At 58.2% G+C, this 13,246-nt stretch carries 11 protein-coding genes; 7 read left to right on the top strand and 4 right to left on the bottom strand.

Translation table 11 applies throughout. The annotated features are described in order from the left end of the window. The first annotated feature begins 44 nt into the window (after positions 1 to 44). The 7 genes from pal (at position 45) to folD (ending at position 8,130) form a co-directional block, all read left to right on the top strand. Positions 45 to 572: a peptidoglycan-associated lipoprotein Pal gene (gene pal, locus SJY29_RS12120; RefSeq protein WP_400083339.1), complete on the top strand. Its 528-nt coding sequence runs from the start codon at positions 45 to 47 to the stop codon at positions 570 to 572. Between the two features lie 22 nt (positions 573 to 594). Then, complete coding sequence (ybgF, locus tag SJY29_RS12115; protein WP_400083336.1) at positions 595 to 1,407, top strand: tol-pal system protein YbgF; 813 nt, start codon at positions 595 to 597, stop codon at positions 1,405 to 1,407. Further along, a complete protein-coding gene (gene tilS, locus SJY29_RS12110; protein ID WP_400083333.1) occupies positions 1,398 to 2,672 on the top strand; it encodes a tRNA lysidine(34) synthetase TilS in 1,275 nt (424 codons plus the stop codon). The genes ybgF and tilS overlap by 10 nt, the downstream gene beginning before the upstream one ends. A 97-nt stretch (positions 2,673 to 2,769) precedes the next feature. Next, positions 2,770 to 4,671: an ATP-dependent zinc metalloprotease FtsH gene (ftsH, locus tag SJY29_RS12105; RefSeq protein WP_110278560.1), complete on the top strand. Its 1,902-nt coding sequence runs from the start codon at positions 2,770 to 2,772 to the stop codon at positions 4,669 to 4,671. A gap of 107 nt (positions 4,672 to 4,778) precedes the next feature. Beyond that, complete coding sequence (locus SJY29_RS12100) at positions 4,779 to 5,357, top strand: MOSC domain-containing protein (RefSeq protein WP_400083330.1); 579 nt, start codon at positions 4,779 to 4,781, stop codon at positions 5,355 to 5,357. A 142-nt stretch (positions 5,358 to 5,499) separates the two neighbouring features. Continuing rightward, positions 5,500 to 7,176, top strand: a complete 1,677-nt coding sequence (locus SJY29_RS12095) for a formate--tetrahydrofolate ligase (RefSeq protein ID WP_400088921.1) — start codon at positions 5,500 to 5,502, stop codon at positions 7,174 to 7,176. Positions 7,177 to 7,236: 60 nt separating this feature from the next. Continuing rightward, positions 7,237 to 8,130 carry a bifunctional methylenetetrahydrofolate dehydrogenase/methenyltetrahydrofolate cyclohydrolase FolD gene (gene folD / locus SJY29_RS12090; RefSeq protein WP_400083327.1) on the top strand — a complete coding sequence of 298 codons (894 nt, stop codon included), beginning with the start codon at positions 7,237 to 7,239 and terminating at the stop codon, positions 8,128 to 8,130. On the opposite strand, the gene pdeM is transcribed toward folD, so the two are convergent. The 4 genes from pdeM to SJY29_RS12070 all read right to left on the bottom strand — a co-directional run bounded on the left by pdeM (position 8,127) and on the right by SJY29_RS12070 (position 13,236). Continuing rightward, complete coding sequence (pdeM, locus tag SJY29_RS12085) at positions 8,127 to 8,768, bottom strand: ligase-associated DNA damage response endonuclease PdeM (protein ID WP_400083324.1); 642 nt, start codon at positions 8,766 to 8,768, stop codon at positions 8,127 to 8,129. The genes folD and pdeM overlap by 4 nt on opposite strands. A 38-nt stretch (positions 8,769 to 8,806) precedes the next feature. Continuing rightward, positions 8,807 to 11,212 (bottom strand): ligase-associated DNA damage response DEXH box helicase, encoded by a 2,406-nt coding sequence (locus tag SJY29_RS12080; RefSeq protein ID WP_400083322.1) that lies wholly within the window; start codon positions 11,210 to 11,212, stop codon positions 8,807 to 8,809. 103 nt (positions 11,213 to 11,315) lie between these two features. Continuing rightward, positions 11,316 to 12,626, bottom strand: a complete 1,311-nt coding sequence (locus tag SJY29_RS12075) for an ATPase (protein ID WP_110278270.1) — start codon at positions 12,624 to 12,626, stop codon at positions 11,316 to 11,318. Between the two features lie 124 nt (positions 12,627 to 12,750). After that, the gene (locus SJY29_RS12070) at positions 12,751 to 13,236 is read right to left on the bottom strand and encodes a prepilin peptidase (RefSeq protein WP_400083319.1); all 486 of its coding nucleotides are present in this window, start codon (positions 13,234 to 13,236) and stop codon (positions 12,751 to 12,753) included. Positions 13,237 to 13,246: the final 10 nt, after the last annotated feature.

Raw genomic sequence — 13,246 nt, 5'->3', positions numbered from 1 at the left:
GAGTAAGAAAAAAACCGAGCAGTTATGAAACAGGATGAAACCCTATGACACTTTTTAAGACAACGGCGGTTGTGCTCTTGGTGCTGGCAACAGCAGCATGTACGAACCCTGATCGCTTTGGCGCTGGCCGCGATGGCGGCGCCGGTGCCGGCGCGAATGCAGGTATGGGCGTCGGTATGGCCGGATCGGCAAGCGACCCGACAAGCCCGCTCTTCTTTAATCAGACCATCGGTGATCGTGTTCTGTTTGCAGTGGATTCATCCACGATCACGCCCGCAGGCCAGACTATTCTTGACGGGCAGGCGCAGTGGTTGCTGACGAACGCAGATTACCGCGCGGTAATCGAAGGCCACGCCGATGAACAGGGCACACGTGAATACAACCTCGCGCTGGGCCAGCGCCGTGCAAATGCGGTGCGTGAGTATCTGGTGTCGCGCGGTGTGCCATCGAACCGTCTGCAAGTGACAAGCTTTGGCAAGGAACGCCCCATTGCGATTTGTTCAGAGGAAAGCTGCTATGCGCAGAACCGTCGCGCCGTCACCGTTCTGTCGTTCTCTGCAATGACAAGCTGATCAAGACCTGAAGGAAGCCCATATGTTGTACCGTCTTGCTGTTGTCTGCGCTTTGCTGATCTCGCCGCTTCCTGCCGTTGCGCAGCAAGAAACCTTGGCGGATATCAGGCAACAGTTGACGGTGCTTTTCGTTGATGTGCAGCGTCTGAAACGTGAATTGTCGACGACAGGCGGGCTTGGTGCAGGCGTTGCGGGCAATACGCCGCTTGATCGTCTGAACGCGATCGAGGCGGAGTTGCAGCGCCTGACTTCGAACACCGAACAGCTCGAATTCCGGGTGAACAGCATTACTGCCGATGCGAATAATCGCATCGGTGATCTGAACTTCCGCCTTTGTGAGCTCGAGCCGGGCTGTGATATCGGCCAGCTGGACGATACGCCTTTGGGCGGCATTGAAGTGCCGGGTGCTGTTGCGCCGGTAACGAACCAGAACACAGGCGGGCCAGCCTTGGCAATTGGTGAACAAAGCGACATCGAGCGGGCCCAGGAGGCGCTCGCTGCAGGTGACTTTCGCAGCGCCGTTGACCAGCTTGAGACCTTTGTCGCGACCTACCCGGGTAGTCCGCTGACCTCTGATGCGAATTATCTGCGCGGCGAGGCTTTGGAAGGTTTGGGTGAAACGACAAATGCGGCGCGTGCTTATCTTGATGCCTTCTCTGGCAACCCGACAGGACCAAAGGCGCCGGATGCCTTGTTCAAACTGGGCTCTTCGCTTGGCAAGATCGGTCAGACACAAGATGCCTGCCTGACACTTGCCGAAGTCAACGTCCGTTTCCCCGGCAACGCGACCGTGCTTGACGCCCAGATGGAAATGCAAGCCTTGGGATGCCAGTAAATCGGCCTTTGGACAGTGTAGAGGCGCGGTTCCAGACTGCAATCGCGGCTTCAGGCAAATCTGACCAACCTATTGGCCTTGCTGTTTCGGGCGGTGGCGATTCCGTTGCCTTGATGCAGTTGGCCGCGCGGTTTCGTCCAGCAGGTAAGCTTTTCGCGATTTCGATTGATCATGGTCTCCGCCCCGAAGCGAAAGACGAGATCGCCTTGGTGGCCGCACAGGCCATGACCCTTGGCATTGATCATGCGGTCGTCAATTGGACATGGTATGGCAAGGGCAATCTACAGGCCGCGGCCCGCGAGGGGCGCTGGGCCGCCGTGCGCGACTGGGCCTTGATGCATGATCTGCGCACGGTCTGGTTCGGTCATACCGAGGATGATCAGGTTGAGACGCTCTTGATGCGGTTGGCACGGGGCTCTGGCATTGATGGTCTCACTGCGATGTATCCGATGACGCAGCGTGACGGTCTGCAAGTGTTCCGTCCGCTTTTGGGCCTGTCGCGGGCCGATCTTCGCGGGTGGTTGACGCAACAGAAGATCACATGGGCCGAAGACCCCAGCAACGAAGACCCACGATTTGACCGCGTGCGCGCGCGCCAGATGTTCGCACAGCTGGAAACCTTGGGCATGACACGCAAACGGTTGCTGCAAACCGTCGACCACATGCAGGCGGCACATTTGTCATTGCAAGAGGCTGCGCTCGGCTTTGCCAAGCTGCATGTGCGGCAAGATGCAGGTGACCTGATCTTGGCACCTGCCGCACTTGATCTCGGTAAGGCCGATGCACCACGTCGTGTCATGGCTGCTGCGTTTGCTTGGGTGGGCCGCCGCAACTACCGGCCGCGTTTTGAGCAATTACTGGAAACGGTCGCGCAGGCGCGCAAGGGCGCTACGATTACCTTGGGCGGTTGCATCATGACACCTGGTGAAGGGGGCGCAGTCCGCCTGATGCGTGAGGCGGCGGCGACTACTTCCGCCGTGCGCTTGCAATCGGACGCAGGACGACCCTTGGGTGTATTTTGGGATAAACGCTGGTTCCTTGAGGGGCCTGTGCACGATGATTTGACCTTCAAAGCGCTGGGCGCAGGGGTCAAGGAGTGCCCCGATTGGCGCGATGCTGGCGTCCCGCGCGCGTCTCTGATGGCCTCGCCTTCGGTCTGGCAGGGGGGGCGCTTGATCGCAGCACCTTTGGCCGGTTTATCGCACGGATGGTCTGCGCGGATTGTCGCGGATTTCCATACATCGGCGTTTGCCATTGAAGATTGAGGTTTAACCTCTATTTTAGATGAAACGCTTGTGCGGCGACTTTGTCGTCCCACTTCCCCATTTCAAAGGAGTTTCCCCCTTGGGCAACGCGCGTAACATGGTCTTTTGGGTCGTCCTGTTCCTTATGGTTCTGGCCCTGTTCAATCTCTTCAGCAGTCCGCAGGGCGCCACGAATAGTGAGACGCGCAGCTACTCTGCTTTTGTCGAAGCTGTCGAAGGTGGCAGCGTAACAAGCGCCGTCATTGATGGTGAGAATATCCGCTTCACCGAAGCAGGCCGCAGCTTTACAACGATCCGTCCGCAAGATGCTGAAGTGACACAGCTTTTGCTGGCCGCCGGTGTGCCGGTTGAGGCGCGGAGCCAGGAAACATCTGTGTTCCAGTCATTCCTGCTCAGCCTGCTTCCCTTCCTGCTTTTGATCGGTGTCTGGATCTATTTCATGAACCGGATGCAGGGCGGCGGCAAAGGTGGTGCGATGGGCTTTGGCAAATCGCGGGCAAAGCTGCTGACTGAGAAACACGGGCGCGTCACGTTTGATGATGTCGCGGGCATTGATGAAGCCAAAGAGGAGCTTGAAGAGATCGTCGAATTTCTGCGGAACCCGCAAAAATTCTCGCGTCTTGGTGGCAAAATTCCCAAAGGTGCCTTGCTTGTCGGCCCTCCCGGTACGGGTAAAACGCTGCTTGCACGCGCTATTGCGGGCGAAGCTGGTGTGCCGTTCTTTACGATCTCTGGTTCTGATTTTGTCGAAATGTTTGTTGGTGTGGGCGCATCCCGCGTCCGCGATATGTTTGAGCAGGCGAAGAAAAACGCGCCATGTATCGTGTTTATCGACGAGATTGACGCCGTCGGCCGCGCACGTGGTGTCGGGATCGGTGGCGGCAACGACGAGCGTGAGCAGACGTTGAACCAGCTTCTGGTCGAGATGGACGGGTTTGAGGCCAACGAAGGTGTGATCATCGTCGCGGCGACCAACCGCCGTGACGTGCTTGACCCTGCGCTTCTGCGTCCTGGCCGTTTTGACCGGCAGGTTACTGTACCGAACCCCGATATCAAAGGCCGTGAAAAGATTTTGGGCGTGCACGCGCGTAAAATCCCGCTTGGCCCCGATGTTGATCTGCGCATCATCGCGCGCGGTTCTCCGGGTTTCTCCGGTGCCGATCTGGCGAACCTTGTGAACGAAGCTGCACTGATGGCAGCGCGCGTGGGACGTCGGTTTGTGACGATGGTCGACTTCGAAAGCGCCAAGGATAAAGTCATGATGGGGGCCGAGCGCCGGTCCATGGTGATGACTGCCGAGCAAAAGGAGATGACCGCCTATCACGAAGCGGGCCACGCGATTGTCGGGATCACGCTGCCGAAGTGCGATCCGGTCTATAAGGCCACGATCATTCCGCGTGGCGGTGCTTTGGGCATGGTGATGAGCCTGCCCGAGATGGACCGCCTGAACATGTTCCGTGATGAATGCCACCAGCGTCTGGCCATGACCATGGCAGGCAAGGCGGCGGAAACCATCAAATACGGTGCCGATCAGGTCAGCAACGGCCCTGCCGGTGACATCCAGCAGGCCAGCCAATTGGCCCGCGCGATGATCCTGCGTTGGGGCATGTCCGATAAGGTCGGCAACATCGACTATTCCGAGGCGCATGAAGGGTATTCCGGCAATACTGCTGGTCTATCGGTATCCGCCCACACCAAAGAGCTGATCGAGGATGAGGTGCGCAGCTTTATCCAGGCCGGGTATGAATTGGCGTATAAGATCATTACCGAAAAGAACGAAGAGTTCGAGCGTCTGGCGCAGGGGCTGTTGGAGTATGAAACGCTGACCGGTGACGAGATCAAGCGCGTGATGGCGGGTGAACCTCCACAGGCCGGCAACGACAGCGATGATACGCCGTCTGCGGGTGGGACCCCATCGGTCACGGCGATCCCGAAAACCAAGCCCAAGAAGCCGCGCGCTTCGGATGATGGCGGGATGGAACCGGAACCGTCTGCATAAGAACAAAACGCCGCTTTTTACAGAGCGGCGTTTTTCTTTGGTGACTGCCGATTGAAGCCTTCATTTGTCTGCCGTAAGCATAGGCCAACGACAAAGAGGAGCGCGGAATGCCTGCATTGGCCCCCACAAAAATCACCGGCGAAGTTGTCTGGATCGGCCATGTGCCTGACCGCAATGCTTCTTTGCGCTCGCAAGCGGCGGATATGGCAGAACTGACCTATGCGGGTATTCCGGGTGAAGTGCATGGTGGGCTGACGCGCCCATCCTGTAGCCGGGTTCTAAGCCAGTATCCGCGCAATACTGAAATCCGCAACGTGCGCCAACTGTCGGTCGTCTCTGCCGAGGAATTGGCCGAGATTGCCGTGGATTGCGGGTTGGAAACGCTGGACCCTGCGCTGATCGGCGCGTCTTTGATGATTGGCGGTATCCCTGACTTTAGTCACCTGCCCCCCTCATCGCGTTTGCAATTCGCGGATGGCTCTACGATTGTGGTCGATATGCAGAACCGTCCCTGTCATCTGCCCGCCAAGGTGATCAACGCCGGTCATCCCGGTGCAGGCGACAAATTCAAAACCGCGGCGAAAGGCAAACGCGGCGTGACAGCTTGGGTTGAACGTGAAGGGAGTATCCATCTGGGTGATACCGTCACGTTGCATATCCCTGACCAACGCCCATGGGCCCCTTAGGTTTCCCATCCGACACAAGCAGACGTACTGCCGACGATTCCGGCGGTGAATATGTCGCAATCACAGTGCATGGGGTGATAACCAAGCGCTAGAAGCGGTCAGGGACACACACGGCAATTGCCAAGAAATGGGTAAGGTTTTCATGGAATATAAGTCTGATATCGAGATCGCGCGCGCCGCACATAAGCGCCCAATTCAGGAAATCGGTGCGAAGCTGGGCATCGAGAGCGACGATCTGCTGCCCTATGGCCACGACAAAGCAAAGGTCAGCCAGCGACTGATCAACGCGGTACAAGACCGCCCCGATGGCAAGCTGATCCTTGTCACTGCAATCAACCCGACACCTGCGGGCGAGGGCAAGACAACCACGACTGTTGGTCTGGGCGACGGTCTCAATGCCATTGGCAAGAAGGCCGCGGTTTGTATTCGCGAAGCCTCGCTCGGGCCGTGTTTCGGTATGAAGGGCGGCGCTGCGGGCGGTGGTTACGCGCAGGTCGTTCCGATGGAAGACATGAACCTGCATTTCACAGGCGATTTCCACGCGATTACCTCGGCGCATAACCTGCTGTCGGCGATGATTGATAACCACATCTACTGGGGCAATGAACTCGAGATCGATATCCGCCGTGTGGTGTGGCGGCGCGTGCTGGACATGAACGACCGGGCTTTGCGTCAGATCACGACGTCTCTGGGTGGTGTGGCCAACGGCTTCCCGCGTGAAGCAGGATTTGACATCACTGTGGCATCCGAGGTCATGGCGATCCTGTGCTTGGCCCGCAATCTGGACGATCTGCAAAAGCGTCTGGGCAATATCATTGTGGCCTACCGCCGCGACCGCACCCCTGTCTACTGCCGTGACATCAAGGCCGATGGCGCGATGACGGTGTTGTTGAAAGACGCGATGCAGCCGAACCTCGTGCAGACACTCGAAAACAATCCGGCCTTTGTGCATGGCGGACCTTTTGCCAATATCGCGCATGGGTGCAACTCGGTCACCGCGACAACAACTGCACTGAAGCTGGCGGACTATGTCGTCACAGAGGCAGGTTTCGGTGCCGATCTGGGTGCCGAGAAATTCATGAACATCAAATGCCGCAAGGCTGGCATTGCACCATCTTGCGTGGTGGTTGTGGCCACGGTGCGCGCGATGAAAATGAACGGGGGCGTTGCCAAGGCCGACCTTGGGACAGAGAACGTCGCGGCGGTCGAGGCGGGATGCGCCAACCTTGGCCGGCACATCGAGAACGTCAAATCCTTTGGTGTGCCGGTCGTCGTGGCGATCAACCACTTTGTCACCGACACCGATGCAGAGGTTGAAGCGGTAAAAGCCTATGTCGCAACCCAAGGGTCCGAGGCGATCCTGTGCAAGCACTGGGCGCTGGGATCAGAAGGGACCAAGGATCTGGCGACACGTGTGGCCCAGATTGCCGACGCGGGTGAAGCGAATTTTGCTCCTATCTATCCCGATGACATGACCCTTTTTGACAAGATCGACACGATTGCCAAGAAAATCTACCGCGCTGATGGTGTTGTTGTTGATGGCAAAATTCGCGAGCAGTTGAAGACGTGGGAAGAGCAGGGATACGGCAATCTGCCGGTCTGTATGGCCAAGACACAATACAGTTTTACCACCGATCCCACCCAGCGCGGTGCGCCGACAGGGTTCTCGGTACCGGTCCGCGAGGTGCGTTTGAGCGCCGGTGCCGGCTTCATCGTTGCCATCTGCGGTGAGATCATGACCATGCCGGGCCTGCCACGTGTGCCTTCGGCCGAGCAGATCATGCTGAATGATGCAGGCGAGATCGAAGGGCTGTTCTAACTGATACGGGCGGGGCCATGCCCCGCCCATTTCCTATCCGACCAACAAAGAGAAGACGTAATGACAGCAACAGTAATTGACGGAAAAGCCTTTGCCGCAAAGGTCCGCGGGCAAGTCGCCGAAGGCGTGGCTAAGCTGAAGGCCGATCATGGCATCACCCCCGGTCTGGCTGTTGTTTTGGTGGGCGAGGACCCTGCCAGCCAGGTCTACGTCCGGTCAAAGGGCAAGATGACCGTCGAGGTCGGGATGGCGTCTTTCGAGCACCGATTGGATGCAGACACCTCCGAGGCGGATTTGCTGGCGCTGATTGCGCAGTTGAACGATGATCCTGCTGTGCATGGTATTCTGGTGCAACTTCCGCTGCCCAAGCATCTCAACAGCGATCTGGTGATTAACAGCATTGATCCGGCCAAGGACGTTGATGGCTTCCATATCTCGAACGTGGGCTTGTTGGGTACGGGGCAGAAAAGCATGGTGCCGTGTACGCCTTTGGGCAGTTTGATGATGCTGCGCGATCATCATGGGTCCTTGTCGGGGATGAATGCCGTTGTGATCGGCCGCTCGAATATCGTGGGCAAACCGATGGCGCAGCTTTTGTTGAATGACAGTTGCACCGTCACAATCGCCCATAGCCGGACCAAGGATTTGCCCGATGTCGTGCGACGGGCCGATATTGTAGTGGCCGCTGTGGGGCGTCCGCAGATGGTCACGGGCGACTGGATCAAACCGGGTGCCACAGTGATTGATGTGGGCATCAACCGGATCGATAAGCCCGAAGGCGGCACCCGTCTGGTGGGGGATGCGGATTACGACAGTTGCGCCGCCGTCGCCGGTGCGATTACCCCTGTGCCTGGTGGCGTGGGGCCGATGACCATTGCCTGTCTGCTGGCCAATACGCTGACCGCCTGTTGCCGTGCAAACGGGTTGGCAGAGCCTGAGGGGCTGACCGTTTAAACAGGCACAGGGATGGCTTTGTGGCCAGTCATGATCGCGATGATCTGTCCGCTAAAGAGTTTGCGCAAGTCTGCGGCTTGGCTGGAGAGCCCGCCCGTATAGGCGCCATAGGCGGGCATGATCAGCCTGTGCGCATCATAAAGGAACGCCGCCCTGCTGCGCCCTGCAACGCGGTGTTTGGGGTGATAGTGACCTGACACCTCGGCTGTTTCCGCCGTGGCTATATGGCAGAAGATGAGTGTGCCAATAGTCATTTGCGACCGATGTGTTCCGCCAAGGTCAACCGGACCCGGATCGTGATTTCCCTCGATCCACACCCATGATTTGCCTGCCTGCAAACGTGTCAGCCAAAGCCGCGCATCCTCATCAAGGCTGTTGGCGGCATCAAGGTCGTCGAAGCTGTCTCCGAGGCAGATCACCTGTCGGGGTTGGGTCGTGGTGATATCGGTTTCCAGCTTTTGCAAGGTCTCCTGCACCTCATAAGGGGGCAACATCACGCCGCTGCGCCGCGCGATCCGTTCGGATTTACCAAGATGCAGGTCAGAGACGCAAAGTACTGCGTGTTCAGGCAAATACAGCGCGCCTGAAGGCAAGGCGCTGCATCGGGTTCCGCAAAAATCAAAGTGATAGGCGTTCATGCTCTGTTCCTGGGGTAAGTCCTACGCGAGTTCAAGAGTCAAAGCGATGATACACCGGCGGCAGCCATCAGTCGGGCGGCCTCTTCCTCCATCAGGCGTTCACGGCCCGCGCCCGCAACGGCGATCCGCCCCTGTTCAAGGAACATGGGTAGGGAAAGCGGGGTCACGCGGTCAAGGTTCAGGTGGTCGATGCGACCTGCGGTGCGTGTCAGCATTTCCTCGATCCGGCCAAAATCGACCAGCCCGCGCATCGCCTCTTCGCGGGTGATCCGCAGCATGAGGTGATCGGGGTCATATTTGGACAGGGTGTCATAAAGGATGTCGGAGGAAAACGTGGCCTGTCGCCCGCTCTTGCGGGCTTGGGGCAGGTTGCGTTCAATCAAACCGGCAATCGTGGCCGCACCGCGGAATGTGCGCTTCATCACTGCATTGCCAGACAACCATGTTTCAAAATCCGCGCGCATATTGGCGGGTTGCAGCAAGGGGGTCGGGTCCGTGACAGGATCAAGGCCCCAGATCAGTGTGGCATAGTCCGTCGCGACGAAACCCATGGGATGCAGATTCAGCTCTTCCATGCGCTGGGTGACAAGCATGCCAAGGGTCTGCATCGCGTTACGCCCCGCGAAACCGTAGATGCAAAGATGATGGCGCCCTTCGTGCGGAAAGCTTTCCACCAGAATACGGTCCGCCTCGGGCAGTTTTGAGAATTTACGCTGCAGGCCAAGCCATTCAGCGGTATGTGCGGGCAGTTCGGGCCAGTCGGGTTGGTCGAACATGCGCAGAATGCGCTGCGACAGCTGGGTAGAATTGGCGAATTTCGTGCCCATAAAGGTGGCGATCTTGGGCGTTTTGTCGGCACGGCGCGACACTTCAACCGTCATTTCCTTCAGGTTCTCGTAGCGGACAACTTGTCCGCCGATCAGGAAAGTATCACCGGGGGTCAGGGTGGCAGCGAAAGCCTCTTCGACCTCGCCCAAGGGTTTGTAATTGCCCTTCATGCGCACTTTGAGTGTGTCGGTATCCTGAATGGTCCCGATGTTCATGCGGATACGTTGTGCCGCCCGCGGGTCGCGCAACTGCCAGTGCCCGTCTGCGGTTTGGAGCAGGCGTTTCCATTTGTCATAGGCGCGCAGAGCATAGCCACCGGTGGCGCAGAAATCGAGGCAGTCGTCAAAGGCTGCGCGCGACAGGTCACGATAGGCACCGACAGTCTTGATTTCGCGGTAAAACGCATCTGCGTCGAAAGGACCGGCGCAAGCGGTAATCAGAATGTGCTGACACAGCACGTCACGGGGGCCGGCACCTTTGGGGTCACCGTCAAGATCATGGGCTTTGACGGCCTCAAGTGCGGCGACGCATTCGACCACTTCAAAGCGGTTGGCAGGGACCAAGAGCGCCTTGGAGGGCGCGTTGTAGCGATGGTTCGCGCGTCCGATGCGCTGGACCAGCCGTTTGACGTTCTTGGGTGCACCAACCTGGATCACCAGATCCACGTCACCCCAGTCGATACCAAGATCAAGCGAACCTGTGCAGACGATGGCGCGCAATTGTCCTGCGACCATCGCCGCCTCAACCCGTTCGCGTTGTTCGCGGGCAAGACTGCCGTGGTGGATGCCGATGGGCAGGTCGTCGGTATTGGCAAGCCAGAGGTTGTGAAAGAAAATCTCGGCCTGGGCGCGGGTGTTGTGAAAGATCAGCGTCGTTTTGTGTTTCTTGACCTCTTCGAGCACGGCGGGGATCGCATATTTCGCGCCGCCGCCTGACCATGGCGGCCTCTCTTGCGTGACCAGCATCGCGATATCCGGATCAGGGCCGGGATCGGCGTTGATGATGTCGCAAGGGTCGGGGTGGCGGGCAAGTTGGCGCGCGATGGCGGCCGGATCTTCCACTGTTGCGGAAAGGCCTACCCGCCGCAGATCGGGGGCAAGCGTTTGCAGGCGGCTGAGGGCGAGCATGAGTTGATCGCCACGTTTGCTCTCGGCCAGTGCATGGATCTCATCGACGATAATGCGCTGCAGGCCTTTGAAGATGCGCGGCGCATCCTCATAGCTCGTGAGCAGGGCGAGAGATTCGGGCGTCGTCAGCAGGATATGGGGCGGGTCGGCGCGTTGGCGGCGTTTTTGGGTGTAAGTCGTATCGCCAGTACGGTCCTCAATCCGGATGGGCAGACCCATTTCTTCGACAGGGCGGCGCAGGTTCCGTTTGATGTCAGCGGCGAGCGCTTTGAGCGGCGAGACGTAGAGCGTATGCAGACCTTCGTGCGTTCCGTCTGCGAGTTCGATCAGGGAGGGCAGGAATCCGGCCAGTGTCTTGCCGCCACCCGTGGGTGCGATCAGCATCAAGGCAGGGCTTGCCGCCTGATCAAGCATGGCCTGCTGATGCGGGTGGATGGTCCAGCCGCGGGAGGTGAACCAATCTTGGAAAATGGGGGGCAGGGCGGTCATGCTGCTAAGGTGACGTGCAGGGGCGGTGCGTCAAGACGCACCTTACGTTTTGAACGCCAAGCAATGAAAAAGGCCCCCATGAGGGGGCCAATTCCGGGAAATGCTAGTGCACGATATCTTCTTCCTTCACGAACATGTTGGCCCATGCGCGGTCAATCAACTCGGGTGACATCTGGTAGGGGATGCCCTCGAATTCGCAGATCGAAATCATCTGGTCGATCAGGAAGATCGGCTGATAGTTCGCGTAGACGTTGTCGATTTCCGGATAGCGGACGTTCAGCAGATGCACGAGCGTATCCTCGTCCAGTGGCATCTTGCGCTTGCGTGCGACCATCGCAAAAATCTTGAGGAAGTCTTCCTGGTTCGGGCCGTCAATCTTGATCTTGTAGAAAATACGACGCAAGGCCGCTTTATCGAAGATCGCGTTGGGGTGGAAGTTGGTCGAAAACACCACGAGCGTATCGAAGGGCACTTCGAACTTTTCACCTGATTGCAGGGCAAGAATGTCCTTGTTTTCTTCCAGCGGAACAATCCAGCGGTTTACGAGCGTCTGCGGTGGTTCGGCCTGACGCCCAAGGTCGTCCACGATGAAGATGCCGCCGGTTGATTTCAGCTGCAAAGGCGCCTGATAGGTCCGCGCGGTCGGGTTATAGACAAGGTCGAGCATCGACAGCGACAATTCACCACCGGTAATCACGGTGGGGCGTTCGCAACGCACATAGCGAGTGTCAAAGCGGCCAGAGGTGCGGCGCAGGCTGTTGGGATCATCCACGTCGTCTTCAGCCGCGCTGTGGACGATCGGGTCATAAACGGTGATGACCTGACCGGAATATTCGATCGCGCGAGGCACATAGATTTTATCGCCCAATGCGTCACGGATACCGTTCGAGATCGAGGATTTACCGTTACCGGGTGGTCCGTACATCAGGATCGAACGACCTGCGCTGACCGCAGGGCCCAGGTTGGACAACAGGTCTTCCGGCAGAACAAGGTGCCCCATAGCCGTCTGCAACTGGTCGCGGGTCAACTGGATGTTGCGGATTGACTGGCGTTGGATCTGCTGGCGATAGATATCAAGGGGCACAGGCATCGCGCCGTAGTACTCGGACTGGCCAAGCGCGTCGAGTGCGCGCGCACGGCCTGCGTCTGTCAGCTGATAGCCCATTTCGTTGCCGCTATTGGCGTTCAGTGTACCAGTCGCTTCCAGCAGCAACTGGCCCCGTGCCATGTCAACCAGTTCCTGCGTAACAGGAATCGGCAGGCAAATGGCGCGGCTGATCGTCGATACCAGATCGAGGTTCATGCGGAACATCGTCTTGATCAAGATGTCGCGCATCATGGCCATTGGCAAAAGCATGGCTTCGAGGCTGCGCGGCGCCGGAGGCGCCATTACACCGTTTGTTTGCACATTCATGTCAGGTCCCGCCCATCAAAATCACATCCTGGCCGCAGACTCAGCGGCAGTTGCCCACGAGTGTAGTGGAAACTATGGCAAAATAGTGGATAAACATGTGCCTGTCCAAGGCATTGACCGAGTTTCAGAGATAAACTGCGGCGAGCACAAGATATAGTACAAGCGTCATGCTTAACGGGAAGCCCTTCGGGAAATACCGGCCGGCATTCCAGCTCTTCCACCCAGCCACAGGCCGTTTGAGCGGTGTCAGGCGAAACAGCGTGTGTACAAACAGGGCGCCGAGCAGGCTGGCTGCGAAAACACGCAAAATCACGTCGACATCCGACATGACAAAGAAGGGGGCCATTGCGGCGATCAGTTTGGCGTCTCCGCCGCCCATGACGCGCAGGGCCCAAAGCGCCATACAGACCACCAAGGCGACGGGAAAATGCAGCCATTGCCACAGATACATTTCCCATCCAAAGGCAAAAGGCCCGAGCACCGCGTAGACGACAAGCATGACAGCCACCGTTCTATTGGTGATCTTCATGTCACGCATGTCGTTCCATGAAATGAACAATGCCAGCGGAATGACGGCCGGAAGAAACCAGTAGGCGGCGTAGGCTGTCATTCCTGATTGC

It is taken from the genome of Yoonia sp. R78084, assembly GCF_044595625.1.
GTDB lineage: Bacteria > Pseudomonadota > Alphaproteobacteria > Rhodobacterales > Rhodobacteraceae > Yoonia.
This window is presented reverse-complemented; position numbering and strand designations above follow the sequence as displayed.